The 24,538-nt window shown below is 38.1% G+C and carries 29 protein-coding genes and 1 other RNA gene; 9 read left to right on the top strand and 21 right to left on the bottom strand.

Annotated elements, in window-relative coordinates; translation table 11 throughout:
* Position 1: 1 nt before the first annotated feature.
* Genes prmA through LI954_RS03765 form a run of 3 tightly spaced genes read right to left on the bottom strand, consistent with a single transcriptional unit; the run spans position 2 to position 2,087 of the window.
* Positions 2–949, bottom strand: a complete 948-nt coding sequence (gene prmA / locus LI954_RS03755; protein ID WP_229443674.1) for a 50S ribosomal protein L11 methyltransferase — start codon at positions 947–949, stop codon at positions 2–4.
* Positions 950–961: 12 nt separating this feature from the next.
* Entirely contained in the window at positions 962–1,450 is a 489-nt protein-coding gene (locus tag LI954_RS03760; protein ID WP_229443676.1) for a DUF3013 family protein, read from the bottom strand.
* A gap of 4 nt (positions 1,451–1,454) precedes the next feature.
* Positions 1,455–2,087, bottom strand: coding sequence for a DNA-3-methyladenine glycosylase (locus LI954_RS03765; protein ID WP_420705923.1), 633 nt, complete (start codon positions 2,085–2,087; stop codon positions 1,455–1,457).
* A gap of 864 nt (positions 2,088–2,951) precedes the next feature.
* Here LI954_RS03765 and LI954_RS03770 point away from each other — a divergent pair.
* The 4 genes from LI954_RS03770 to LI954_RS03785 all read left to right on the top strand — a co-directional run bounded on the left by LI954_RS03770 (position 2,952) and on the right by LI954_RS03785 (position 5,392).
* Positions 2,952–4,229: a replication-associated recombination protein A gene (locus tag LI954_RS03770; protein ID WP_229441759.1), complete on the top strand. Its 1,278-nt coding sequence runs from the start codon at positions 2,952–2,954 to the stop codon at positions 4,227–4,229.
* Between the two features lie 54 nt (positions 4,230–4,283).
* Positions 4,284–4,476, top strand: a non-coding RNA gene (gene ssrS / locus LI954_RS03775) — 6S RNA.
* Positions 4,477–4,550: 74 nt separating this feature from the next.
* Positions 4,551–4,820, top strand: coding sequence for a hypothetical protein (locus LI954_RS03780; RefSeq protein ID WP_202064802.1), 270 nt, complete (start codon positions 4,551–4,553; stop codon positions 4,818–4,820).
* A 95-nt stretch (positions 4,821–4,915) separates the two neighbouring features.
* Complete coding sequence (locus LI954_RS03785; RefSeq protein WP_202064803.1) at positions 4,916–5,392, top strand: universal stress protein; 477 nt, start codon at positions 4,916–4,918, stop codon at positions 5,390–5,392.
* A gap of 124 nt (positions 5,393–5,516) precedes the next feature.
* On the opposite strand, the gene LI954_RS03790 is transcribed toward LI954_RS03785, so the two are convergent.
* The 17 genes from LI954_RS03790 to ulaG form a co-directional block, all read right to left on the bottom strand.
* Positions 5,517–6,704: an acetate/propionate family kinase gene (locus tag LI954_RS03790; protein WP_202064805.1), complete on the bottom strand. Its 1,188-nt coding sequence runs from the start codon at positions 6,702–6,704 to the stop codon at positions 5,517–5,519.
* 33 nt (positions 6,705–6,737) lie between these two features.
* Positions 6,738–7,748 (bottom strand): class I SAM-dependent methyltransferase, encoded by a 1,011-nt coding sequence (locus LI954_RS03795; RefSeq protein WP_229443677.1) that lies wholly within the window; start codon positions 7,746–7,748, stop codon positions 6,738–6,740.
* Positions 7,749–7,957: 209 nt separating this feature from the next.
* On the bottom strand, positions 7,958–8,299 hold the full coding sequence (gene comGG, locus LI954_RS03800) for a competence type IV pilus minor pilin ComGG (protein ID WP_229443679.1): 342 nt from the start codon (positions 8,297–8,299) through the stop codon (positions 7,958–7,960).
* Between the two features lie 10 nt (positions 8,300–8,309).
* Complete coding sequence (comGF, locus tag LI954_RS03805) at positions 8,310–8,741, bottom strand: competence type IV pilus minor pilin ComGF (protein ID WP_202064808.1); 432 nt, start codon at positions 8,739–8,741, stop codon at positions 8,310–8,312.
* Complete coding sequence (locus LI954_RS03810; RefSeq protein WP_229443681.1) at positions 8,728–9,051, bottom strand: hypothetical protein; 324 nt, start codon at positions 9,049–9,051, stop codon at positions 8,728–8,730. Before LI954_RS03810 ends, comGF begins: the two co-directional genes overlap by 14 nt.
* Entirely contained in the window at positions 9,026–9,478 is a 453-nt protein-coding gene (gene comGD / locus LI954_RS03815; RefSeq protein ID WP_229443683.1) for a competence type IV pilus minor pilin ComGD, read from the bottom strand. The genes LI954_RS03810 and comGD overlap by 26 nt, the downstream gene beginning before the upstream one ends.
* On the bottom strand, positions 9,453–9,779 hold the full coding sequence (gene comGC, locus LI954_RS03820; protein ID WP_229441763.1) for a competence type IV pilus major pilin ComGC: 327 nt from the start codon (positions 9,777–9,779) through the stop codon (positions 9,453–9,455). Before comGC ends, comGD begins: the two co-directional genes overlap by 26 nt.
* Positions 9,776–10,807, bottom strand: coding sequence for a competence type IV pilus assembly protein ComGB (comGB, locus tag LI954_RS03825; protein ID WP_229443736.1), 1,032 nt, complete (start codon positions 10,805–10,807; stop codon positions 9,776–9,778). The genes comGC and comGB overlap by 4 nt, the downstream gene beginning before the upstream one ends.
* On the bottom strand, positions 10,773–11,732 hold the full coding sequence (gene comGA / locus LI954_RS03830) for a competence type IV pilus ATPase ComGA (protein ID WP_202064977.1): 960 nt from the start codon (positions 11,730–11,732) through the stop codon (positions 10,773–10,775). Before comGA ends, comGB begins: the two co-directional genes overlap by 35 nt.
* Positions 11,733–12,370: 638 nt before the next feature.
* Complete coding sequence (locus LI954_RS03835) at positions 12,371–13,078, bottom strand: L-ribulose-5-phosphate 4-epimerase (RefSeq protein ID WP_324254745.1); 708 nt, start codon at positions 13,076–13,078, stop codon at positions 12,371–12,373.
* The gene (locus LI954_RS03840; protein WP_202064979.1) at positions 13,068–13,925 is read right to left on the bottom strand and encodes an L-ribulose-5-phosphate 3-epimerase; all 858 of its coding nucleotides are present in this window, start codon (positions 13,923–13,925) and stop codon (positions 13,068–13,070) included. The genes LI954_RS03835 and LI954_RS03840 overlap by 11 nt, the downstream gene beginning before the upstream one ends.
* A gap of 4 nt (positions 13,926–13,929) precedes the next feature.
* Positions 13,930–14,568, bottom strand: coding sequence for a 3-keto-L-gulonate-6-phosphate decarboxylase UlaD (locus tag LI954_RS03845; RefSeq protein ID WP_229443685.1), 639 nt, complete (start codon positions 14,566–14,568; stop codon positions 13,930–13,932).
* 94 nt (positions 14,569–14,662) lie between these two features.
* Positions 14,663–14,818: a hypothetical protein gene (locus tag LI954_RS03850; protein WP_202064985.1), complete on the bottom strand. Its 156-nt coding sequence runs from the start codon at positions 14,816–14,818 to the stop codon at positions 14,663–14,665.
* Between the two features lie 15 nt (positions 14,819–14,833).
* Positions 14,834–15,133, bottom strand: a complete 300-nt coding sequence (locus LI954_RS03855; RefSeq protein ID WP_202064987.1) for a PTS sugar transporter subunit IIB — start codon at positions 15,131–15,133, stop codon at positions 14,834–14,836.
* A 40-nt stretch (positions 15,134–15,173) separates the two neighbouring features.
* Complete coding sequence (locus LI954_RS03860; protein ID WP_202064989.1) at positions 15,174–16,643, bottom strand: PTS ascorbate transporter subunit IIC; 1,470 nt, start codon at positions 16,641–16,643, stop codon at positions 15,174–15,176.
* Between the two features lie 16 nt (positions 16,644–16,659).
* A complete protein-coding gene (locus tag LI954_RS03865) occupies positions 16,660–17,118 on the bottom strand; it encodes a PTS sugar transporter subunit IIA (protein ID WP_202064992.1) in 459 nt (152 codons plus the stop codon).
* Positions 17,119–17,253: 135 nt separating this feature from the next.
* The gene (gene ulaG / locus LI954_RS03870) at positions 17,254–18,318 is read right to left on the bottom strand and encodes an L-ascorbate 6-phosphate lactonase (RefSeq protein ID WP_229443687.1); all 1,065 of its coding nucleotides are present in this window, start codon (positions 18,316–18,318) and stop codon (positions 17,254–17,256) included.
* Between the two features lie 198 nt (positions 18,319–18,516).
* Between ulaG and LI954_RS03875 the strand changes: the two genes are divergently transcribed.
* The 3 genes from LI954_RS03875 to LI954_RS03885 all read left to right on the top strand — a co-directional run bounded on the left by LI954_RS03875 (position 18,517) and on the right by LI954_RS03885 (position 21,242).
* Positions 18,517–19,278 carry a hypothetical protein gene (locus LI954_RS03875; protein ID WP_229443689.1) on the top strand — a complete coding sequence of 254 codons (762 nt, stop codon included), beginning with the start codon at positions 18,517–18,519 and terminating at the stop codon, positions 19,276–19,278.
* An 18-nt stretch (positions 19,279–19,296) separates the two neighbouring features.
* Positions 19,297–20,064 carry a DeoR/GlpR family DNA-binding transcription regulator gene (locus LI954_RS03880; protein WP_229443691.1) on the top strand — a complete coding sequence of 256 codons (768 nt, stop codon included), beginning with the start codon at positions 19,297–19,299 and terminating at the stop codon, positions 20,062–20,064.
* Between the two features lie 590 nt (positions 20,065–20,654).
* Positions 20,655–21,242: a DJ-1/PfpI family protein gene (locus LI954_RS03885; RefSeq protein ID WP_202065001.1), complete on the top strand. Its 588-nt coding sequence runs from the start codon at positions 20,655–20,657 to the stop codon at positions 21,240–21,242.
* Between the two features lie 108 nt (positions 21,243–21,350).
* Here the strand turns inward: LI954_RS03885 and rlmN are convergent, their stop codons facing one another.
* Positions 21,351–22,427 (bottom strand): 23S rRNA (adenine(2503)-C(2))-methyltransferase RlmN, encoded by a 1,077-nt coding sequence (gene rlmN / locus LI954_RS03890; protein WP_202065003.1) that lies wholly within the window; start codon positions 22,425–22,427, stop codon positions 21,351–21,353.
* Positions 22,428–22,980: 553 nt separating this feature from the next.
* On the opposite strand from rlmN, the gene LI954_RS03895 reads away from it, so the two are divergent.
* Positions 22,981–23,658: a CHAP domain-containing protein gene (locus tag LI954_RS03895; protein ID WP_229441767.1), complete on the top strand. Its 678-nt coding sequence runs from the start codon at positions 22,981–22,983 to the stop codon at positions 23,656–23,658.
* 52 nt (positions 23,659–23,710) lie between these two features.
* A complete protein-coding gene (locus LI954_RS03900) occupies positions 23,711–24,388 on the top strand; it encodes a lysozyme (protein WP_202065007.1) in 678 nt (225 codons plus the stop codon).
* Positions 24,389–24,538 lie beyond the last annotated feature (150 nt).

A 24,538-nucleotide genomic window follows, 5' to 3' on the forward strand; every position in this document is an offset into this window, starting at 1 on the left:
ATTATTCTTCCTCTGATTTTTTCAAAATAATCGCATACCAGTCGCCCTGTTGAAATATCTGGTCCGCAATAAACCCTGCTTCACTCATCTGTTCTAGTACCATAGCCTTTTTCTCGTGGATAATTCCTGAAACAATAAACGTTCCGTTTGGCTGCAGCAGACGATATGCATCCTTAATCATCAATACAATGATATCCGCCAAAATATTGGCAACTATTACATCCGCTTCAACACTGATATCCGTCAGTAAATTATTCGCCGAAACATGAACATTTTCTGCAATTGGATTCAACCCCATATTTTCTTTTGCAGAAGTAACCGCCACATCATCTAAATCATATGCATACACAGATTCTGCCCCCAGATATCTGGAAGCAATACTCAGCACCCCTGATCCTGTTCCCACATCTAAAAGGGTTTCTCCTCCTCGAAGAACAGTTTCCAGCGCCTGAAGAGTGAGTCTGGTTGTCGGATGCGTTCCGGTTCCAAATGCCATCCCTGGATCTAAAGTGATGATTTTCTCGCTGTCATCTTTGGGCTCGTATTTCTCCCAGCTTGGAACAATTGTTAAATAGCGGGTAACACGAACAGGATGATAATACTTTTTCCAGGCAGTTGCCCAATCACTTTCAGCTACTTCACTGACAGTTAGTTCATTTTTCCCAATTGCCAACCCAAAATTGGGCAGACGCATGATATTTTCTTTGATAAACGGAACAACTTCAGGTAAAAAAGTAGTTTCCGGAAAATAAGCCATCACCAGAGCACCTTCTTTAATATGAGTAAAGTGTTTTTTATCCAATATTTCACCAAACAAATCACTCTCAAAGTTTTCCACATCAAGCGCATCCTCAATCGCTACTCCGCTGGCTCCTGCTTCCATCATAATATTTGAGACTGCTTCAACCGCTTCACTGGCAGTTTCAACTTTTACTTCTGTCCATTTCATCGCTGCCCCTCCTTAATAGCTTGGATAAGGCAGATAGATTTCCAAATCGGTTCCTGCCTGTTTCAAAATATTCTTATATTCTTCTTCATCCCAGATCAGTTCAAAGAATTCTTTATCCGGATTATTTAAAAACTCAAGCAAATCATCCAGACCATCTGTCAATACATCATTTAAATAGACCAATACACTGTCTATTACTGCTTTGCTGATCCCTTTCTTTCCATCAAATGGGATAACCGCTAAGAAATCTTCAGGGTTTGGCTCCTGCTTCCCTTTTTCAGTATTAAAAAACAATATCCCATCTTCAAACTCAATGATTTCTTCTTGTGATGAAATTCCTTCTGAATCGTCAATCGCTTCACCCGCATTATTTTCCGCAAACAGGCGTACCATCAGTTCAATGGTATGATTTCGTGTATCCCAATCAATTGCTGTGTCAAATTCACTGAGCTGCTTATCTATCTGTTTATCCAGATAATCCAACATCGTTTCTTTTTTCATCTGTCTATTCTTCCTTCCAACCTAATGTCGTTAAATCAACTGCATCTTTTCTCTGTAATGAAATATAGGGGTTTCCTGCCACTGCAAAACGTAATGGGCTGTCTGTCCAGATTCCTTTGTTCGGAATACCAATACGTGGTAAAGCAAGAATTTTTTTCGGATGCTTTCTTTTTTCCGGAACCAGATGGAGAGAACTGTTAAAAATGGATTGACCATATAAGTCTCTTTTAATATCCAATGCCTTTACCAGTTTTCCGGGACCATTCGTCAACTCGACCCCTGTTCTGCCGCCGCGGAGTCTTTCCATTTCCTCCAATCCCTGTGCAGGCTGAATTGCCCGAATCATCACTCCCTGAGGATGACCCTTGTCTCCGGTTACCATATTCAGAATTAAGTGTGTATGCATCGTATACAAATAAATCGTTCCAGGATGATCATACATTGCCTTCAGCCTTGGCGTGTTTCGCATCCCAAAGCTGTGTGCCGCCTCATCTTCAGGGCCCAGATACGCTTCGGCATCCACAATATATCCAGCCAAAAGACCATTTTCTGTCTGATGTTCCAAGTACATTCCTAAAAGATATTGTGCGATCTGTTCTGTTTTATGCGTTTTAAAATAATTCATCGTTTCATTCATAGTTACACCACTTTCCATCATACACAATCCTTGATAAATAAGCTATGAAAACAGCTGCCCAATAGGAGTAAGCCTCCGTTTCTGAAGAGCATTCAACTTTTCATCTGCTTCAAAAGATTTCAAAATTTTAAATCCTTTCAGTTATTCCTCTCTAAAGAATAAGCAATTTTTCTAAAAGATTGTTCATACTCACAACAGTTATTTTATCAAATTTTCTTTAACATTGTATCACAACAAAAATACGAATGTACGTTCTTTACAAAAAACATGATATACTAGGATATGTCTAAAAACTCTAAAGACGAATGTTTTCAAAAAAATAGATCTAGACGAATTCCGTGACAATTTTCGGAGAATACTTCTTATTATCATAAATCACTGCGATTGATTTATCAAAGCAAGTCTTTTCGTGCTTTGAGCAACCACAGGAGCACTTACATGACCTTCTCTGCGACGAGTAATCGCAGGAGCATTTATACGTTCTTAACTGCGACGAGTAATCGCAGGAGCATTTGTACGTTCTTAACTGCGACGAGTAATCGCAGGAGCAGATGATACCCTTGTGACAAGCATTCGAAGAAGCATAGGAGTAATCTCTTAATTTCAATTCAATGCATTGATTTTATTTCTTAAAATCAGTCCTATTCTCAGTGCGCCTACCATTCTGCTAAATGCACCTGCATCAGTAGAACTGGCAATTCTGATACCCCGATAGTTTTCAGACACGCCTTAAATATGAATAGAGTAATAATGTCCCGAAAATTTTAAAATGAACAACATACCCGGAATCATCACAATGATCCAGATGCATTTATACTAAAAATAGATTTGATAAACTCAGAGCTAAGGAAAGGAAGATGACTCATGCAAAAGCCTCTTGCCTATCGTATGCGTCCCAGAAATACAGCCGAAGTAGTTGGACAGACCCACCTAGTAGGAGAAGGAAAAATTATTCGCCGAATGGTTGAAGCCCGAATGCTTTCATCCATGATTCTTTATGGCCCTCCAGGTACAGGGAAAACTAGTATTGCCAGTGCAATTGCCGGTTCAACAAACTATGCATTCCGCATGCTGAATGCCGCAACAGACACTAAAAAAGATCTGCAGATTGTGGCTGAAGAAGCAAAAATGAGCGGAACTGTCATTCTCCTGCTGGACGAGATCCATCGCTTGGATAAAACGAAGCAGGATTTTCTCCTGCCACATCTGGAAAGCGGACGAATTATTATGATTGGAGCAACAACAGAAAATCCATATATCACCATCAACCCTGCGATTCGAAGCAGAACACAAATTTTTGAAGTAAAACCACTAAATGAAGATGATATAAAAACAGCGATAGAAGCTGCACTAAAAGATAAAGAGCGGGGGCTGGGCGACTATCCTGTGGAGATTACACCGGAAGCTCTGCAGCATCTTTCCAGAGCTACCAATGGAGATTTGAGAAGTGCATTAAATGGACTGGAGCTGGCTGTTCGATCAACGAAAGAAACAAAGAATAAAATTGTTATTACGCTGGCAATTATTGAAGAATGTGTCCAAAGAAAAGCATTAACACATGACAAAAACGGCGATGCACATTATGATGTAATCTCAGCATTTCAAAAATCTATTCGAGGCAGTGATGTAGATGCTGCTCTCCACTATCTCGGCAGACTGGTGGTAGCAGGAGACCTGCCGATTATTTGCCGCAGACTGATGGTTGTTGCCTATGAAGATATCGGGTTAGGCAACCCGGCAGCAGCAGCAAGAGCTGTTACAGCTGTTCAAGCCGCTGAAAAATTAGGCTTTCCTGAAGCAGTCATGCCGCTTTCAACAGCAATTGTTGACCTTTGTCTTTCACCAAAATCAAACTCAGCCAATGCTGCGCTTGGAAAAGCAATAGCAGATATTGAAGCAGGACTGGCAGGAGAGGTTCCTGATCACTTAAGAGACAGCCATTATTCAGGTGCAAAGGAATTAAAACGCGGAATCGGCTACCAGTATCCTCATGCTTTTGAAAATGCATGGGTGGATCAGCAGTATCTTCCTGATAAAATTAAGAATGCTCACTATTATGAGCCTATTGATACTGGAAAATACGAACAAGCACTCCATCAGCAGTACAATAAAATCCAAAGAATGAAAGAAAAAAATTCCTGATTTCAATAGGCAATCTCATTGCCGTATAGATAAAGCTATGCTATTATAAAGATGGTAAATCTGTGATGTGCGCGTTGTCTCTTTTGTGTGTTGACCGAACATTTTTATTGATATCTTGGGATCCGACTAGTATCTAGATGGGTAGCATGCCTTTTCATTTGGTAGCTCAAAATCGCAGATCGTGGAACCCACCTGCTAATTGCGGGCTCAATACTATAAGACAAGTAACGGCATCGACGGATTTTCCTTTTTTTAAACAATTGAGGATGCAGCATTTATCTGAGGATTGATGTTGTATCTTTTTTATTTACGGAGGTAATTATGCTCATTCAAATTCTAATTATTGCTGTTGCTCTTATTTCCATTTTCATTGGGATCTATATCAAAAAAAGCTCTGCTGTTCTTTCATCACTTTCACAAAAAGACATCCCCGCTGATTTTTTTCAGCGATACAGTCAGCTTTTTTTTATTTTAGGTGGTGCCGGGATTGTTATTGCTCTGTTTAATAAATTTTATTTTTCTCTTGGTTATATCGTTATCCTGCTGACAGTGTCAGCCGTATTTGGGTTAGCTCTCTCAAAAAAAATCTGAGGGGCTGCCCTTTTTTATTTAATTTTTCTTTGTTTTGTTCTACAATGAAATTGTAAGGATCAAGAATACTATTCAGGATAAAGGGAGTGGTTAACTTGTTACAAAATTATAATAAGATTATGGTTGCTGTTGATGGATCAGCAGAAGCAGAATTGGCTTTTAAAAAAGCAGTCAATGTTGCAGTAAGAAATAAAGCAGAATTGCTGTTGGCTCATGTCATTGATACTCGTGCATTCCAGTCGGTCTCTGCCTTTGACGGAATGCTCGCCGAACAAGCCACTGAAATGGCTAAACAAACATTGGAAGATTATAAGAAACAGGCCGAGCTTCACGGCTGTAAAAAAGTGTCCACTGTCATTGAATACGGATCGCCCAAAGCTATTATTGCAAAACAACTGCCTGAGGACAACGATATTGAATTGGTACTGATTGGTGCAACTGGTCTAAACGCTGTTGAACGATTATTCATCGGCTCCGTTTCAGAGTATGTTATCCGAAATGCTCCTTGTGATGTACTGGTTGTGCGAACAGATTTGGACAATAACATTCCTCAAGAAGAAGAAGCTAAATAGCTAAGGCTTTAAAAGACTGGCTTTACTGGGGACGTTACCAGTAAAATCAGCTTTTTCAAAAGAAAGACATGAAAGCATTTAAAATCAGCTTTCATGTCTTTTTGAAACTTCTGTTAAATTTAAATTAGCCGCGCAAACGTTCCACGTCACGAGCAATCATCAGTTCTTCATCTGTAGGAATCAGCAGTACTTTCACTTTAGAATCCTCTGTTGAAATCACAGCTTCTTTCCCGCGAACATTGTTCTTCTCCGCATCAATTTCACAGCCGAACCAAGTCATTCCCTTAATTACTTCACTGCGGACATGGGAATCATTTTCGCCAATACCCGCTGTAAAGACAATTGCATCGACACCATTCATCACGGTTACATAGCTTCCGATATATTTACGGATACGATCAGTGAATACTGCATAGGCAGTTTGAACTGCTTCTTTATCCAAATTAGCTTCCAAATCACGCATGTCGCTTGAGATACCTGATAAGCCTAGAAGTCCGGATTCTTTATTCAAAATATTGATCATTTCCTTGATATCAGTCAAACCAAGTTTATCCATCAGATAAGGCAGTAAAGACGGGTCAATATCACCTGAGCGGGTTCCCATTGTTACACCTGCAAGTGGAGTGAAGCCCATTGAAGTATCCACAGATACTCCGCCGTCTACAGCAGTAATGGATGCTCCGTTTCCTAAATGACAAGTAATAATCTTCAATTCTTGAATTGGTTTACCCAACACTTCGGCTGCACGCTGAGAAACGTATTTATGGCTTGTTCCATGCGCACCATATTTACGTGCTGCATATTTTTCATAATATTCAGTAGAAATACTGTAAAGGTAATTGTGTTTAGGCATTGTTGTATGGAAAGCTGTATCAAATACCGCTACACTGATAATATCAGGCAGAATTTTTTTGAATGCTCTGATACCCATTGCATTTGCAGGATTATGCAGAGGAGCAAGATCAGCTAATGCTTCAATTTTTGCCAGTGCTTCATCATCAATAACAGCTGAGTCTTTAAAATCTTCACCGCCGGCAACAACACGGTGTCCAACTCCGGTGATCTCATTGTAGTCAGATAAAATATTTAATTCGATCAGTTTATCCAACAACATTTTCACTGCTACATCATGATCGTTGATATCAACGATTTCTTCATATTTTTGGTCTTCACCATACTTGATAGTAAAGATAGAATCATTTAAACCAATACGTTCAACAATTCCTTTGGCGATTACTTCTTCACTGGGCATAACATACAGCTGCCATTTCAAACTTGAACTTCCGGCATTAATTGCAATTGTTTTAGACATGATATTCTCCTCTTTAAAATTAGTTAGATATTATTATAAATATAAATTTGAAGATTTCCAGGCTTCAAATTGTTGAAAAAATTGAGTGATTTTTTGAGAATCTTTTAGCGAAGCCAGCTTAACAAGCAGCACTTCTTTCGCCTGCCTGCTGTTTTCACCTTTATTCTGCACCATGAGAATACTCTTTCTTGACTGCTCAGACTGGAACATTCCATCAGGAAGTTGAATAAATCCCTGCAGATAAACCTGCTCCTGAATCCACTTCTTAAGATGATCACTCTGTTCAGATTCAAACAAATTTGAAGGAACTAAAAAGAGTCCGAAGCCGCCTGGTTTTACATATTTCATTACCTGTTCCATCAGTAAATGATGCGCATAGCTGTGTCCCTCAGAAGCAGAAACTGAAAAGTCCTTTACTTTGTCATCATTTGGATAATAGCCAATCGGTAAATCACTGACAGCCGTATCCACCGGTTCAAGCAGCAAATCCTGAATGCCATCCTGATGAAATAATTGTACCTCTGCGCCTGTAAGACCACTATTTACAGAAGCAACTGAAAGCAGTGTATCGTCAATATCTACACCATATCCAATAGCCTGAGCATTTTCGACTTTCAGATTTAATAAAATTGTTAACAATAGATTCCCCATACCTGATGCAATATCCAAAATCTGCAGCGACTCTCTGTCAGGATACAGTTGTTCTACGAGATAAACAAATAAAAAACCGATACTGTCAGGCGTTAATTGATGATTCGCCTGTATTGGTTCCTCTTTATTTCCCTTCAGCAGCAATAGTTGGCTTAGGCGCCGCAATTCCTCAGGTTCTAATTCAATTTTTTCCAGCTCTTTGTAAATTTTTTCCAGCTTGAGAACCGTTTCTTTTTCAGGTTTTCCATCAAGAATACGTACCTGAAAATTATCCAGAATATTGTCTCCGTTTTCTATATAGGCATCCAAAAAAGAAACATCTAAAGACCCTTTTAATAGCTGAATTGCCTGTTCCATTTGCTCGAAAGCTTTTTCCATCTTCTCAGAAAACAAAAAAACACCTCAACTTTATAAAATATAACAACTTTTGTATCTGTTTCATTTTATCGAAAAAACGCATAATAATCAATCAATTTCACAATAATATTTGGAAATTCGCTTTTATCAGCAAAAACACTGTTAACTTATGACAAATAACCGATTATTTCACTATTCTTTTAAATACTGTATCAGTCATTTTAAGCACCTGTTTGATACACATTTCACAAATCGAGTTCATTGTCTGCTTTATGATAAAACATATAATTTATTCCAGAAACATTCACCGTTATTTCTATCATACCGCTACTGTACTGATAATTAAGATTCCCAGCTGAATAATGAATCGTTTCATCAGTCTTCAAGGTATGGTTATCGCGCACCTCTGCCAAAAACATGCTCGCCATAATTTTTGCTTCGTAAAAACTTTCAGTATGCTGAGAGAAGCTCTTTGTCAGTTGATAATCCTCTATCATTAAAAAGAACAGCAAGCTGAACAAATTCAAAAAGAGCAGCACGGTTATGAAGGTACTTCCTTTATAATATTCTTTTCGGGATTTTTCCATTTCCTCCTCCTCAAATAATGAAACAACCGACTTTATTTTTTCCATTTTCAAACAATATTTCAAGTTCTATCTTTCCCTCCTGCTGTCGGAATTCTGCTTTTTCTATTTTCATCAATAAAGGCTGATAGCCTCCATTTGCTGCCTTAATTATTTTGTTCTGTTTAAATTCAACGATAACTGGATAATCCGCTTCTTGATGATGAAAATATATCTGCTCCTTCGTTACAGAAATCAGTTCAAGGTTGCTCATTTCATTTTCCAATTGGATTAAAAAGATATGCCATTCCTTTTCCGAGGTATTATTTATTCTGTCCGTCAGTACCTGAGCATTTTTCAAATAGCCTGAACTTACCAGACAGATAAATGAAAAGAAAAAGAGTGCCAAAAGACACTCAAATAGCGTAAAGCCTGCATACTGTTCCCAATTTCTACTGTCTTTCAATAGTAAAAACATCCTTTCCATTTTCCACTGTTGCAGCTTTTATTTCTCCGTCCTGCTCAATAATTGTTACGGAGTATTCCTTTTTCTCCCTTAACACTTTTCGAACAGCGGAACCTCCATAATGCTCGTATTCTTTCATTTCTTCATACAAAACTCGTTTCATTGCCAAGCGTTCTTCATAAGGTTTCGCTTTACTGAACAGAACAGTGTGAACAGATAGATACCCGCCGATAACTACGGTAAGGATCGTTAATGATACCAAACTTTCAATGAAAAAGTACCCACTAAAATTCAGAAATTTTTTTAACATATTTTCCACTACCCATCTGAAACTGAAATTCAATCAGCTGATTCTTTCTGCCATATTTAAAACTGTATTTTGAAAGGTTGCCATTATTTCCCGTTCCTTTTTTAAATATAATTTTCGCAGGACCTGTTGCTGCCAGTGCCTCCGGCAATAAAAGGGCTTCTTCTTTACTTCCGGTAACAAAACGAAACTGCTGTTCTTCCAATGAAAAGTACACCTCTGTGTCGACAGCGCCCACCACCGCCATTTGTTGTGTATACAAAAGCTGCTTTTCAAAGCTGGAAAAAAATTGAGCTGTAGAAAAGTTGCTTATATTCTTTTCTACCAATAGACTGGACAGGCTGATCAAGGAGACAGCAACAACAAATACCAGCAGTGTTTCTATTAATGTAAACCCCGAGCAGTTATTTATTCGCCTTGTATCTGTCATACTGCTCCTGTGTAATATACCCTTCTGATAACAATGCTTCTACTGTCGGAGACTGATCATTTTCCAGCCGGTAAACATCCATTTGAGTCTCGACAACTTTTACAATTGCAGCATTGCCTTTCTTGTCGATACTGTCTTTTTGCTTTGAAAGATTGGGTGCAAAAAGAAGAATCAGCACAGAAATAATTAATAGAACAATGAGCATTTCTAAAAGTGTAAAGCCCTTCAATTGCCTCTGTCTGCATTTGGATATCTGCTGGTTGCGCAAGTTAACAGCTATTGCTTTATTTCTCTTTTTCATAAATTTTCTATCCCTCCGTAAATTGGCAGCAGCATCGCCGCGTATATGCTGACTACTGCCAGTGCAATGATTAAAAATATAATCGGCTGAATCCACTGAATAAGCTTCTCTATTCTGATAAAGAAATTTTTGCGACAAATACTGCTGTAAATCATTAATTCTTTTCCCAGATTTCCTTTTACCTCACCTTGTCTGATGATCATTGACAACTCTTTAGCTAAAAAGGGGAAGCCATCCAACTGATCATAAACAGGCAGCCCTTCAATCAGCCGGTTCTCAATAACTACAGAAAGCTCCTTCATAAGAGAGACTGTCATAAGTTCTTTCATTACACTGATAATTTGCTTAATCTCCATCCCTTGAGAAAAAAGCTTCCCCCATTCCAAGGCGAAAAAAGCTGAAGTATACTGGATATAATAGGAGCGAATCACAGGGATCCGTGCAAACAACTCGGAACGTTCAACCATTGTTTTCCTCCGTAAATAAAGAATCAGACATATCACAGAAAAAAAGCTGAGCAGCAGAAATCCGCTGATATAGTAAGGACTCTCCCGTACAAAGCGAATACCCGGATTATCAGCTGTAGCCAAACCGCTCATTTCAAGCTGCGGCAGTAAAAATTGACGCATCCCTAACAAAGCAGAAAAGAGAAAAAACAATAGAATTAACGGATATATTAAGATTTTTGATAGACTTTCCCGTTGTTTTTGCAGAATATTCATATGCTCTTCAATCCCCTGCAAGGTTGTTGAAAGGTCGCCATGCTTTTGAGCGAATTCTATTTGAGTGATATTTTCAGCTGGAATACCCAAGCGAAACAATGCAGCTGCCAATTCTTCCCCATTTTCAAGTTCTCCGATCAGATAGGTCAGCAGTTTTTCCGGAAAGACCTTTGCTTTCTTCATAAAAACAAAGCTTTCATTAATCGAAAAGCCATTTTTAAGCAGTTCTGCCAGCAACTTAAAAAGTGCAGCCGACTGCTTTTTAGAAAGTTTACTTCCGCTGTTCATTCGAAAAAGTGATATCATCAATATAGCCATACGCCCATACCTTTCTCAGCATGTCATTCCATGCTGTTACATTTTTTTCCGAAAAATAATATTCCATCAGTAACGCTGAAACTTTTTTCTCTCTTATTTTTGCAGGCAGCAGTCTCTGATAAATGACACTTTGCAGACATTCCGCCAGTTCTCTTTCCTTTACACCTAATTCGATCAGACGCTCTGTCACGCCTGCTATTCCTCTGCTGTGAATTGTTGCAAAAACAGTATGTCCGGTTAGCGAAGCTCTGATGGCAGCTTTTGCAGTCAATGAATCTCTAATCTCACCAATAATCAAAATATCAGGTCTATGCCTCAAACAAGCCTTGATTAACGCATCATAAGTTAAATCAATTTTTATATTCGTCTGCAGCTGAAGAAAACGCTCTTCCTCAATCTCTACAGGGTCCTCAATACAGATAACTTGATGACTCCCGCGCTTTTCTTTAGCCAATTTATACATCAAGGTTGTCTTTCCAGAACCGACAGGACCGCAAAATAAATGAAGTCCTGATGATTTTACAGCTGTTCGAATTTTTGAAAGCTGCCACGGCAGTAAATAGTGTTCTTTGCTGTCACCAAAATAGTGAAGAAAACGAATAACCAGACTTTCCCGCTGCTTAAAATCTCCAACTGTCGATAACCTCAACCTCCTTTCCTGATTATCAACCAAGTAAGATACGGCACCCACCTGAGCCTTTCTTTTCTCACCTACATCCATCTGACCAATAAATTTAAAATGAAAAATCAGTTTTTCTCCATACTCTTTTGAAAGCTGCTTATATCTCATATTAGACTGAGCTGTTCGAAATAAAATATTGTAACGATCTCTTTCAGGGAGAATATAAAGATCCTGAGCTCTGTTACGTATCCCCCATGTAATGAGTTCTTTTGAAAAATCCTTAATATCCATCGCATCCTCCTCACAACTAAAATACGAAAAAAAAACTGAAAAGTTTTCCACTTTCCAGCTTTTTTCTTTTAATCTGTATAAAATGTCCAAGAGTTTCTACAACGAAAGATTTGAAATACTATATAGCATCTATATATAACTTAAAGAATTTCATAAAAAAATAGTTTTAGTTACTTATGTACTAATTCATCAGAAAAAAAATAATAGAGCAGATATCATTTCAATGATATCTGCTCTATTATTAAGAGTTTTAATGCACTATCTTCCCCAAAATAGTTTATTGCTTTTGATACAATTCATTATACTAAAAAAATCATCTTTGTGACTTTCAAAAATTATTAGTTTTTTTAAAATTTTTGAGAAAAAGAGGTATTTATCCGAAAGGGTCAGATAAATACCTCAGTTTTATACTAAGATAAAACACTAGATCTCTTTCAGTTTAACAAATAGTTGATTGAATATCCTCTCACTTTTTTTATGAAATATACCTTTTTTTGATAAAAGAAAAAATAAAATTCAACTATTTAAGAGACAAGCTGCATACACTTATTGACCGTTTACTGTATTTCAGACGTCCGAGACTCTTCCATTCTTTTTCACAAATAAGTTAAAATAACTAATTAAATCCTGCATGGTTGTTATTGTCCATAATATGCATTTTTTCCATGCTTTCTGAAATAGTGCTTATCCAGCAAATACTGAGGGATCGCTTTGATCTCTGGGTTATTGTTCTCCGTTAGAGTGCCCATCTCTGCAATTTCATCCAAAACGATACTGATTTCGACTGCTTTTTGTGGTGATACTCCCCAAGTGAAAGGTCCATGACCATATACAAGAACGCCCGGTACAGCCAAAGGATCAATCTGTTGAGTAGTAAAGGTTTCAATAATTACGTTGCCGGTTTCAGTCTCATAATTATTTTTCACTTCTTCTTTTGTAAGCTGTCGAGTACAAGGGACAGCTCCATAAAAGGTATCAGCATGTGTTGTTCCATAAGCAGGAAGTTCACGTCCCGACTGAGCCCAGGTTACAGCATTCTTTGAGTGAGTATGGACTACCGCGCTTATTTCTTCAAATTCTTTATATAGAACCACATGTGTAGCCAAATCTGAGGAAGGCTTCATTCCCTGTTGAACAACTTGCCCTTCCAAATCTGTTACAACCATATTCTCAGGAGTCATTTTGCTGTATGGAACACCGCTTGGTTTAATAACGATTACGCCAAGCTCACGATCAATCTCACTGACATTTCCCCAAGTCAGCTTTACCAGTCCGGCTTTAGGTAGCGCCAAATTTGCTTCAAAAACTCGTTCCTGTATTTTCTTGATTCTTTCATTACACAAGATATCCAGCCTCCTTCAAATAAGGTAAAAGAAACTCTTTTGCCTGCTGTATTTCTTTTTCAGGATTGGGGCTTGTCTCACTCCACATTTCAATTAAAAAAGGACCATTATAATCCAATCGTCTCAGCGTTTTCAGACAACCACTAAAATCGACACAGCCTTCTCCAAATGGAACCTCTTTAAATTTACCGCCAAACCCCTCTGTGACTGCCAGCGTATCTTTTAAATGAACTGCAGAAATTTGGCTGATGCCTGCTTCCAGTTCATAGCCGACATCGTTCTCAGGCCATGCTGAAAGATTGCCTAAATCAGGATAAACCTGAAGATAAGGGGATGGAATCTGCTTTTTGATTTTAAGAAATTTCGAAATAGAGTTAATAAATGGATCATCCATAATTTCAATAGACAGGACAACTTCTTTGGCTGCTGCCATGCTAACTGCCTTTTTCAAGTTTTCAATGAAATAGTTTCGGGAAGACAATGCTTTTTCCTCATAGTAAACATCATACCCGGCCAGTTGAATAGTTCGAACGCCTAAATCAGAAGCCAAATCTATTGCTTTTTTCATAATCATCAATGATTCTTCACGTATCTCCTCTTTTTTTGATCCAAAAGGAAAACGCCGATGTCCGCTTAAACAAATGGATAAAATTTTGGTTCCCGTTTCATGAATTGCATCAATAACTTGTTTTCTTTCTTCTTTTGACCAGTCAAGTCTGGCTAAGCGTTCATCCGTCTCATCAATGGACATTTCAATAAAATCAAAGCCCAGTTTTTTTGTCAGCGACAGTCGTTCTGCCCAGCTGATATCCTTTGGCAAGGCTTTTTCATAAATGCCTAGCGATGTCATCTTTTCACCCCCAAATGCATTTTATTTCATCTTTAAATGCCTGTGCTGCAACCTGGGGATCATAGGCCGAAGTAATTCCTCGTCCGGTAATAAATGTATAAACATCTACTCCTTTAAACAACTCAAGTGTCTCAACATCCAACCCGCCGGTTACAGAAACCCTAAATCCCATATCAATTAACGTTTTTACTTTTGACAGATCTTTTTCTCCCCATGTTTCTCCTGCAAGCAGGGCATCTCGACTTTGATGATAAATTGCCTGAGAAATTCCGGCATCCAGCCATTTTTGTGCCTGCTCATAGGTCCAGTCCCCATATAGCTCTACCTGGACCTCCTTAACTTCAGCTGCTGCTGCTTTCATCGTAGGAATTGTTGCACAGCAAATCACCGTCATCCAGTCCGCTCCTGCATCCGCACAGTTTTTAGCGACTGTTCCTCCTGCATCCGCGCATTTGGTATCTGCTACAACCAGCTTTTCCGGATACAAAGCACGAATGCAGCGAATGGCTTCTTCACCTGCCTGCAAGCATAAAATCGTTCCGACCTCCACAATATCCACTATTTCTCCGACTTTCACTATGTCTGCCAATGCACTGGCTAAATTAGAATGATCCAGTGCTATTTGTAAATTGGGTAAACTCATTAATTTGCTTCCTCCTTATTTTCCTATTAGTATGATAATTTGAACTTTATAGATTTGAAACATAAAAAAGGAGGCAGTCTAAGATACTTCATTTCTATACTGCACTTTTTTTCTGACTTCCTTCTTTAATCTTTTCAGCAGTAAAGCAGCTGATTGCCGGCAGCATTGTAGTATACTTGACTCCTTCATATCTGTTCAAAGTACTTTCATATAGACCAGCACCAGCTGCTTTCAACTTCTGTTCAGCCATATTTCCTATAAGTTTTTACAGGAATCGTTCTCCCAAGTCCGTTTCCTTCACTTTTTCCTGTACTTCTTTTGCTGACATCACATTTTTAATTCCAATGACAGTGATACCTTTTTCTTTTGCATTATCAAACATATTCAAAAAGTTCATTGGTGTAAATACAACATCATATTGAGCAGCAGAGCTTTTCCCTTCTGCAATCGAACAATGGTGAATTTTCGTTATTTCAAATCCCAGATCCTTCAGACCTTTTTCCACACTCTTTTTCATCATTAAGCTTGTTCCTGATCCGTTTGCACATGATACTAATACTCTCATAATAAAATCCTCCTAAATTATTTTTTTCTACTGAGCTTAATTAAACAGCCATTTTTTTTACATATTCATCATAATCTTCTGTAATCAGGAAATAGCCTTCCGGATTCGCACGATACTGGAATTGAGGAATTGCCAGAAGAATCAGTACAACAATACCAATACCAGCATATCCCAGGAATTTCATGATGACAGTGAATGCAGGCCAGACTGTTGCCCAGTCAAACATTCCAAGATAACCTCCATATTGTGCAAGTCCTACAAAAGAAGCAATCAGTGCTGATCCAATTACCTGAATAATTCCTGACAGGAACGGGAAAATGCACGCCGCTTTTACTCCGCCTCGATGATTTGCAAAAAGTGCGATTGCTGCATTGTCAAAGAACAATGGAATAAACCCGGCAATAACAATAACCGGCGACTTGAATAAAATCATTAATCCGATTGTTAGAAATTGTCCCAGTGCTCCAAAAAGAAAACCAATCGTTACCGCATTTGAAGAACCAAAAGCCAGAGATGCCGATACGTCAATTCCCGGAACAGCTCCCGGCAGAAGTGTGTTGGAAATCCCCTGGAATGATTCTGTCAGTTCATCCACAAAGGTACGAACTCCCAACTGCAGAATAGCCAGATAAACAGCAAAGTACAGAGAGGTTTGCAGAATGTAGAAGAAAAAGCTTTGACCTTCAACCATAAATTCTGCTTGAATCAGATAATCCTTGCCAAGTACCAGCATAATAATTCCAAAAAAGAATAGCATCAAAATGGAAGTGGAGACCATATTTTCATTAAAGATAGAAAGAAAGCCGGGGAATTTCATATCCTCAATCCGTTTATTCTTTTTCCCTTTTTTCATTTTCTCAGCCAGTCTGGCAAAGATATAAATTCCAAACATCTGCTGATGGGCGATCGCAAATCCGGCACCCTCCGTTAATTCCTGTGTAATTCCAACGGTTAGATTAGAACCGACTGCCCAGTAGCAACCAAGAACCAATCCCATAACCAGAAGCATTTCCACACGTCCCAAATCAGGGAAACAGAATAGCAGCAGCCAGAATGCGGTTGCAGCCTGTTGAATCTGAACGTTGCCTGTTGTAAATACTGCCCGCAGCTTCGTATATTTTTTAAAGCGTACCAGCAAAATATTCATGACAAAGGCAATCAGCAACAAGATCATCGTATCACTGAAAGTCCGTCCAAATGTCTCTTCAATCCCTGCTGTCACTGCATTTTGACCGAAATAAGGGTCAATAACCATTGCATCCAGATTAAATCGTTCTTTTAAACCAACTAGAATAGGGCGGAAATTATTAACTAGCCCGCCGGAGCCTACGGTTAATATCAAATATCCAACTGTTGCTTTTAAAAAACCGGCAACACTTTCATAAAATGGTTTTTTCAATAACATGTAACCCAATAACACTATAAATCCAATAAGAAATGCTGGCTGTGTCAGGATGTTTGCAGCAAAATAATCCCAAATCCCTAATAAAAAATCTAAAACCTGTTCCATTCTATCCTCTTCTTTCTTATAATTGATATTTCTCCATCACATCTTTATAATCCGACATTGTTTCAATTGCAGATAAATCATCAATCAAGCCGTCCACCATCAGCATTTCCGATAATTTTGAAATATTTTGAACATGTTCCTCGCTGTTTTTTGCTGCCAGAGTAAAAAACAGGCTCGCATTTTTTTCAGCATTTCCCTCTTCAAAAACAATCTCCTTCGGCATTTTTGTAAAAGAGATTGCCGTACCAAATACTCCTTCACTTTTTTCTGATGAATGAGGCATTGCGACACCCGGAACAATGACAATATAGGGACCAAATTCTTTTACACAATCAATGATTTCGTCTATATACGTCTGATTAATGATTTCTTTTTCCAGAAGATTTTCGCAGCTGATTTTAACAGCTTCTTCCCAATTCTCAGGTACTTTTTCACTCAATCGAATCAAATCATTTTCATAAAAATAACCAAGCATGTTGAATCCCCTTTCATTTTTGATAAATCATTTATTAACCTTTTTAGTTCTGATTACTTACACTCCAGTTGACTCCGTGGATATCGGAATCAACTGCAGCTTATCCTGCTAAATTTCCAGCGACTTTTCTGACGATTAGAGGAACGATGGAAACGGTGTATCATTTTCCACTGTAAATACATCATCAAATCCACGATAGAAATTGAACTCAAGCTTGTCCTTATCATTCGGATAAGTGAATTTTCCGCCAACCTGCCAGATAAACGGCTTAAACTGATAATTCAAACGATCTTTTTTAAATTTCCAGATTTCAGTAATTTCTTTGGGATCAGCCATGAAATTTGCCCAAATATCATAATGCACCGGAATCACTACTTTGGCATTCAATGATTCTGCCATTCTCAGCATATCAACTGACGTAACTTTATCTGTTATTCCTCTTGGGTTTTCTCCGTATGCGCCCAGACAGACATCAATTTTATGCTCGTTCCCGTGTTTGGCAAACATATTGGAATAATGGGAATCTCCTGCATGGTAGATATTTCCTCCGGATGTTTCAAATAAGTAGTTTACTGCAATTTCATCCATATCCTGAGGCATTTTTCCTTTCAGAGTCACTTCAGGATTTTCGCATGTCACTAATGCTGTACGATCGAAGGCTTCCAAAGCAACCACCTCAATATCTTTGACTGTCACACGATCACCCGGTCTTACCACAGTCGTTTTTTCTTCAGGAATGCCCCAATTCAGCCAGGTATTAACAACCTCCTGGGGACCGATAAAACGAGCTTCCGGACAATTTTGATGAACAGCAGCAGCTGTGTTAATATCCAAATGATCAGAATGAATATGTGTAACAATCAGTGCATCTACATTTTTTACCGCAAAGGGATCAATGACAAACGGCTGTGTTCTTAAGTTTGGCTGCATATTTTCACAACCGCTCATTCGCATCATTTGATGCCCTTTTTTCATTTTTCCATCTCCATGGCTTCGTTTACCTGTCCCGCACCACAGATCACAAAGAATATTTGTTCCTTCATGCGACTTAAGCCAAATACCTGTACAACCCAACCACCACATCGCCACAGTTCCTGCCTTAACTGCTTCATTTTCTATTTCCTCGTTTAAGTAAGTTCCCCATTCCGGAAATGTGCTTAAAATCCAACTCTCTTTTGTCACATCATTAATTGTTGCCATATGCTACCTCCATTTTGCTTTTTCTGTTTCGTTTACATTTTCATTCTACAATAAATTTAACCGTTTTCAATCCATTTATACGATCATTAAACATTTTTAGGATCATTTATATTGATATACAATTATTTTTAGATCGTTTAAGCATTTTAATGTTGATTTAAGAACGTTTTGTGATATTATTGCGATGAGGTGATGGAAATGAAGAAAATATTTTGGTCTTTTTTTTATACTAGTAAGAAGATTTTACTTTGGATTATTTATTTGATTTTCACGGTATATATCATATATTTAGTCAGCAATACAGATGGACTAGGTGCGAAGATTATTTTTGGTTTGATCGGCAGTATCGTTTTGACAGTGGTCCTTCTTTTTGAGTATTTAAAAAGAAAATATGAACAGATGATTTATGCTCTAACGATTGATTGTGATATTCCTCGGGCTGAGAACTTGAAAATGGTGCTGGAAATAAAAGATATTTTTAACGGTTTCAAGCGTTCTATGTATATTTTTGATGCATTACTTCTTCTTGATAAGGGAGAATACAGAAATTGCCTGGAACACTTAGCAAAACATGAAAGGTTTTTCCGTTCAACCTATGACTATCTTTTCATTTACTATCATACACAGCTTCATTGCTATTATTTTTTAGAAGATTATGAGAATGCAGAGCATATTTTGAATTCAATAGTAAAACTTAAATCATTGAAAAAGAAGCAGCTCAGCGGACTCTATTCATGGCATGAAATTGAAGGAATCAAGTTCTATTTACAGGGAAGAAACAAGAAGAGCCTTGAAGCCTTTAGCCAAGTAGATACAAGTCGCCTGAACAATCGGGAACTCGCTTACCTGTTTTATATGCAGGGATGCAGTCTTATTAAAAGCGGAGATACATCAGAAGGCAATCACTTCATTAACAAGTCACGGTCTGTATGCAAAACACTGTGCATAAATATAGTTTAATGCGGGGAGAGAATAGACATGAAAAGTTCGTATAAAACAATTCAGAACAGACGAGATCAGATTTTTGAGATAGTAAAGGAAAAAGAAATAGTTACTGTCAGAGAAATCAGTGATATGTTAGCTGTATCAGAAATTACTATTCGTCGAGATTTGAATGCTATGGAAAAAATGGGCTTGATTTTAAGAGAGCACGGAAAAGCAAGGATTCTTCAGAAAGAGAACGGACAGGTGTTTAACAAGGAACTGGAAAGTCTAAAATGCTGTATTGCCCAAAAAGCCGCAGAGTTCATCAAAGATGGAGATACTCTTTTTATTAATACTAGCTCCACTGCTTTGGCTGCCATAAAAAAACTGGAAGAAAAGCGCGTGACAATCGTTACAAATAATGTGAAAGTTGCCAACATTGATCATAATCCCAATTCAACAGTCATTCTTTCGGGAGGAGAAATTCGATTTCCAAAAGAAGCACTGGTTGGCGATATTGCCATTGAATCTTTTTCAAAAATGTCCTCCGATATTTCCATTATCGGCTGCTCCGGATTGAGTCTTGAAAATGGCATCACTACGCCTGTTCTGCATGAAGCAAAAATCAATTCTCTGATTATAGAAAGAACAAGAGGACCAGTAATTGTAGTAGCAGATTATCGAAAAATTGGAGTTTCTTCTAATTTTACCAGCGGGAACATAAAAGATATTGATTATTTAATTACAGATTCTTTTGCCTCACCTGAATCTCTGAATACCATTGAAAAAATGGGAGTTCGGGTGATACAGATTGAGATATAAAGCAAAGAGGTTGTGACAGCTCTTTGCTTTTCTGAGGAGGAATGCAAGTACTTGCTTCTTCGATTGCTCATCGCATGTCTGAGGGGGCTCCTTGCAAGGCAGGCCAATACTTTTTCAAGTAGGTGCACATTTGTATTGAGAATCGAACAATGTGAGACTCGTAGAGACAGAAGTACCCAGTTTTAAGAACTAGGTAAGTACTGTTTAACGCTAGTATGAACTAAACTACGATGAGTGTTCTGTAAGAAAGCCTCGGGCAAGCCCGAGGCTTTCTTACAGAATAGTGATTCTCAACAATTTCTAAATGGCTTTGCCATTTAGAATTGAAGGCTCTCGCTCCAATCCTCAAAGTATATACAGACTGGAACACCGTTTATTCGGTTGCAAATATCCAAGACAGACTACTGTCACAAATCCTCTTTTTGATTCTAAAGTCAGCCAAACTTCCCCCATTCATTTCTTTTTTTGCAGGTCGTCTGTTTTTCTCTTTTCTTCAAAAGAACATCCATTATCAGCCCATTTCTTCACGCTCTCTACTACTATATCCTGCCAAAATCTTGTATACTAAAAAAAAATAAGGAGGGACGCTTGTGAGTGAAAAAATTGTTTTACTGCTTTTAACCGATGAATGGGCAGATTGGGAAGCCAGCTATGCAATTTCCAACATCAATCATACTGCTCCATACAAAGTTAAAACCCTTTCTATAGATTCCGATCCCAAAGCTTCAATCGGCGGCCTTAGAGCAATGATTGACCTGACAATAGACAGCTTCGAAGATTTTGAAAAGACTGCACTTCTGATTATTCCCGGCGGTCTTTACTGGAAAGAGTCTGTGGCGGAGCATAAACAAATCAGCACATTCATTGAAAAAATCAGAACACATGAAATACCCATTGCTGCTATTTGCGGGGCAACCATTTTTCTAGCCAGACATGGTTTTCTGGATTCCGTTGATCATACCGGAGATGAATTTGCTTACTTCAAAGATGAGAAACCGGCTTATCAGGGAGCTGATCATTTTAAAGAAGCTCAGGTCGTCGTCGACCAAGGATTTATCACAGCTAATGAAACCGCAGCAGTAGATTTTGCCCACGCCATTTATACATTACTTAAAATTGACACGACAGAAGAAATTGAAGCTTGGCGGGATAATTTCAAGTTTGGATTGGTTCGTTAACAAAAAAATAATTGGACACCAAAAAAAGACTCCTTCTGCAACAAACTCAAAAAGTTAGATTTTCGGTCTAACTTTTTGAGTTTGTTTTATTCCAAAGTCTTCTTTTTTCTATTTTGCTGTTACTTTCTTTTCTTTTTGGATTTGCTTGCTTCTCAGCTGTCCGCAGGCTGCATCAATATCGGTGCCATGCTCCTTGCGAATCACGCAGTTTACTCCGTTTTTCTTCAGAACATCATAGAACGCCAATACATCTGCTTTATCACTGCGGCTGTATTGGTCATGTTCGCTGACTGGATTATAAGGAATCAGATTGACATAGGTTAATTTCTTCTTATCCTTCAGAAGCTCTGCCAACTGACGGGCATGCTCCGGGCGATCATTTACATGGTTCAGCATAATATATTCAAATGTAATTCGTCGATTTGTTTTTTCAAGATAATTGTCTACTGCTGCCATCAGCTTCTCTATTGGGAAGCTTCGGTTAATTCTCATAATGGACGTTCTAACGTCATTATTCGGTGCATGAAGTGAGATAGCCAAATTTACCTGCAGACCATTTTCTGCAAACTCATTAATTTTAGGTACAAGACCGCTAGTTGAAACTGTAATATGGCGTGCACCAATTGCCAGTCCTTTTGCATCATTAATGACATGCAGAAAATCCATTAAGTTATCATAATTGTCAAATGGTTCGCCAATACCCATGACAACTACATGACTGACACGTTCTTCTTTCTGGCGTTCATCAAAATAATGCTGAACTTCCATAATCTGCGCCACTATTTCCCCGGCAGTCAGATCTCGTTGTTTCGTCAGAAGTCCGCTGGCACAAAACGTACAGCCGATGTTACAGCCCACCTGAGTTGTTACGCAAACAGACAAGCCGTATTCCTGACGCATCAGGACCGTTTCAATCATATTTTTATCAGGAAGCTCAAAAAGATATTTAACTGTCCCATCTTGAGACTCCTGAATAATCACCTGACGCAGCGGATTAATGATAAATGCTTCTTCAAGAACTTCAATCAGCTGTTTGGATAGATTCGTCATTTCACCAAATGTTCGAACCCGTTTTATGTATAGCCATTCCCAGACCTGAGTTGCCCGAAATTTTTTCTCACCATGTTCTATAAACCAGTTGATCAGTTCGTCTTTTGTTAATCCATAAATGGAGATCTTTTCCACCTGTTTTCCTCATTTCTTCTTAACTTCGTTTCATTACTATAACTCATTCTTACAGTCATTGCAACAGAAGCTGCTATGCTTTTCACAAAGTTCTAATATTAATAAAGTCAAATTGGCTGCCTACGCACTAATACTATAGAAAGCTGATTGAGCGATGCTCGTTGCCATTATATATTGATCTATATGGGTTGATACCGGACAGGATAAAGAAGGGATATCTCTTCCTTATCCTATTCATGAAATATGTTGGTTTATGGGTCCATGAAAGGTCACAACAAGCTATAGCTCTACTTATTCCATCATGACTTAGACTTCAAAGTTATCGTATTTCCCCATTCAAACTAATATTTTGCGTAATTTATGCATCAAAAACCGAAACAGTTACAAGTATAGCTTCTTTTATTCCAATTGCCAGAAGATAAGCGTCTCTCATATTTAACTTTGAAAGTAAAATGACAGTGATTTGAAAGTTTTAGTAAGCTAATTAGTATTATGATAGGTATATAGAAATAACAGCGCTGAATTTCTAAATAAAATGAAAGGAGAAATCAGTATGACGACACAAGCTCAGGGTCTTCAGTGGATAAATAATTCCATTGGAAAAACCTATGATTTTGATGGTTTTGCTGGGGCACAGTGTTTTGATCTAATTAATTCTTATGCCTTTGAACTCTTCTCAACAAGTTTTCCAGGAGCTGGAGCAATTGATTTATTAAGTACTGGTAACAGGGCTGGTTTTAAAGTGATAAATCAGACAGTCAATAGTTATCCGAAGCCAGGTGATATTTTCATTATGGAGATATACGGTAGTCAATGGGGACATACAGGTCTCATATTATCTGCTGACACGGCAGGTATGTGGGTTGTTGATCAAAATTTCAAAGGTACAGCACCAACAATCAATTATCCGGCAGAAAAACGATATATTAAATATTTAGAATCCTACGGAAAATTAGCAGGTTGGATTCATCCACCATTTAGCAGTTCACTAGAGGAAGAAGATGGGACAAAAAAGAACACCAAAATGCAATGCTTTTTTAGAGTTACAAATGAGTCGTTAGTCCACTATTTTGATGGAAAAAGATTGACTCCAATCGGGAATCCCGATGAAATCAACATTTTAAACGATATTTACAAAGCCAACAATGGAAAAGCAATGCCAAGCTTTGTGCTAGATAAACCTTGGTTTGTTCGGTTATCAGATGTTGCAAAACGCAATGTGCTCATATAGAGACACAATCAGAAAACTTTCAATAAGTTTTTTGCATGAAAGGATAAAAAAGATGGCAAATGAAAACATGAAACCGTCCTCAAAAGGAAGGGATTTGATTAAGAAGTGGGAAGCTCTAAGGCTGAATGCTTATCAGGACTCTGTTGGAGTTTGGACAATAGGTTATGGGCATACCAAAGGAGTCTATGCTGGATTGGTCATTACAGAAGCACAAGCTAACGTATTTCTGGATGAAGATATGCAAAACCATGCTGTAGGTATCTTTAACTACGTAACCGTTCAATTGACACAGAATCAATTTGATGCCTTAGTCAGCTTTCACTTCAATCTAGGAGTAAATATTCTTAGTGGTTCTCAACTGTTGGTTTATTTGAATCAAAAGCAATGGCAGTCTGCAGCTGCTGAAATGAAAAAATATGTTTATGCAGGGGGCCAAATCCTAGAAGGTTTGGTCAACCGAAGAAAAGATGAGGTTGATCTGTTTTTAAAAGAAGAACCTGAAACTACGAAAGGAGAGATTACAATGCAATGTTTTTTTAGAGTTACAAATGAGTCGTTAGTTTACTATTTTGATGGAAAAGGATTGACTCCAATTGGGAATCCTGATGAAATTAATATTTTAAACGATATTTACAAAGCCAATAATGGAAAAGCAATGCCAAGCTTTGTGCTAGATAAACCTTGGTTTGTTCGGTTATCAGATGTTGCAAAACGTGCAGTATATAAATAATAACTCATAGTTATATACTAAAAATAACATTAAATCAGTAGAGTAGAAAACTGATTTCAAACACCGAGCCTCGGCTCGGTGTTTTACTTTCAGCTCCCCCTCATCAAACCGTACGTGAAGTTTTCCTTCATACGACTTTCCAACATTCTT

The organism is Enterococcus sp. CWB-B31, assembly GCF_020567645.1.
Classification (GTDB): Bacteria; Bacillota; Bacilli; order Lactobacillales; family Enterococcaceae; genus Enterococcus_L.

What these genes read in the sequence shown, in the direction of transcription:
- LI954_RS03855 (WP_202064987.1), bottom strand. Translation starts at nt 15,133, where the DNA reads ATGAGAGTATTAGTATCATGTGCAAACGGATCAGGAACAAGCTTAATG.
- LI954_RS03895 (WP_229441767.1), top strand. Translation starts at nt 22,981, where the DNA reads ATGACGACACAAGCTCAGGGTCTTCAGTGGATAAATAATTCCATTGGA.
- LI954_RS03900 (WP_202065007.1), top strand. Translation starts at nt 23,711, where the DNA reads ATGGCAAATGAAAACATGAAACCGTCCTCAAAAGGAAGGGATTTGATT.
- LI954_RS03765 (WP_420705923.1), bottom strand. Translation starts at nt 2,087, where the DNA reads ATGAATGAAACGATGAATTATTTTAAAACGCATAAAACAGAACAGATC.
- LI954_RS03875 (WP_229443689.1), top strand. Translation starts at nt 18,517, where the DNA reads ATGAAGAAAATATTTTGGTCTTTTTTTTATACTAGTAAGAAGATTTTA.
- LI954_RS03780 (WP_202064802.1), top strand. Translation starts at nt 4,551, where the DNA reads ATGCTCATTCAAATTCTAATTATTGCTGTTGCTCTTATTTCCATTTTC.
- LI954_RS03840 (WP_202064979.1), bottom strand. Translation starts at nt 13,925, where the DNA reads ATGACATCGCTAGGCATTTATGAAAAAGCCTTGCCAAAGGATATCAGC.
- LI954_RS03845 (WP_229443685.1), bottom strand. Translation starts at nt 14,568, where the DNA reads ATGAGTTTACCCAATTTACAAATAGCACTGGATCATTCTAATTTAGCC.
- LI954_RS03865 (WP_202064992.1), bottom strand. Translation starts at nt 17,118, where the DNA reads ATGCTTGGTTATTTTTATGAAAATGATTTGATTCGATTGAGTGAAAAA.
- LI954_RS03880 (WP_229443691.1), top strand. Translation starts at nt 19,297, where the DNA reads ATGAAAAGTTCGTATAAAACAATTCAGAACAGACGAGATCAGATTTTT.
- LI954_RS03850 (WP_202064985.1), bottom strand. Translation starts at nt 14,818, where the DNA reads ATGGCTGAACAGAAGTTGAAAGCAGCTGGTGCTGGTCTATATGAAAGT.
- LI954_RS03770 (WP_229441759.1), top strand. Translation starts at nt 2,952, where the DNA reads ATGCAAAAGCCTCTTGCCTATCGTATGCGTCCCAGAAATACAGCCGAA.
- LI954_RS03790 (WP_202064805.1), bottom strand. Translation starts at nt 6,704, where the DNA reads ATGTCTAAAACAATTGCAATTAATGCCGGAAGTTCAAGTTTGAAATGG.
- comGC (WP_229441763.1), bottom strand. Translation starts at nt 9,779, where the DNA reads ATGAAAAAGAGAAATAAAGCAATAGCTGTTAACTTGCGCAACCAGCAG.
- LI954_RS03760 (WP_229443676.1), bottom strand. Translation starts at nt 1,450, where the DNA reads ATGAAAAAAGAAACGATGTTGGATTATCTGGATAAACAGATAGATAAG.
- comGA (WP_202064977.1), bottom strand. Translation starts at nt 11,732, where the DNA reads ATGGATATTAAGGATTTTTCAAAAGAACTCATTACATGGGGGATACGT.
- LI954_RS03810 (WP_229443681.1), bottom strand. Translation starts at nt 9,051, where the DNA reads ATGTTAAAAAAATTTCTGAATTTTAGTGGGTACTTTTTCATTGAAAGT.
- comGD (WP_229443683.1), bottom strand. Translation starts at nt 9,478, where the DNA reads ATGACAGATACAAGGCGAATAAATAACTGCTCGGGGTTTACATTAATA.
- comGB (WP_229443736.1), bottom strand. Translation starts at nt 10,807, where the DNA reads ATGATATCACTTTTTCGAATGAACAGCGGAAGTAAACTTTCTAAAAAG.
- ulaG (WP_229443687.1), bottom strand. Translation starts at nt 18,318, where the DNA reads ATGGCAACAATTAATGATGTGACAAAAGAGAGTTGGATTTTAAGCACA.
- comGG (WP_229443679.1), bottom strand. Translation starts at nt 8,299, where the DNA reads ATGGAAAAATCCCGAAAAGAATATTATAAAGGAAGTACCTTCATAACC.
- LI954_RS03860 (WP_202064989.1), bottom strand. Translation starts at nt 16,643, where the DNA reads ATGGAACAGGTTTTAGATTTTTTATTAGGGATTTGGGATTATTTTGCT.
- prmA (WP_229443674.1), bottom strand. Translation starts at nt 949, where the DNA reads ATGAAATGGACAGAAGTAAAAGTTGAAACTGCCAGTGAAGCGGTTGAA.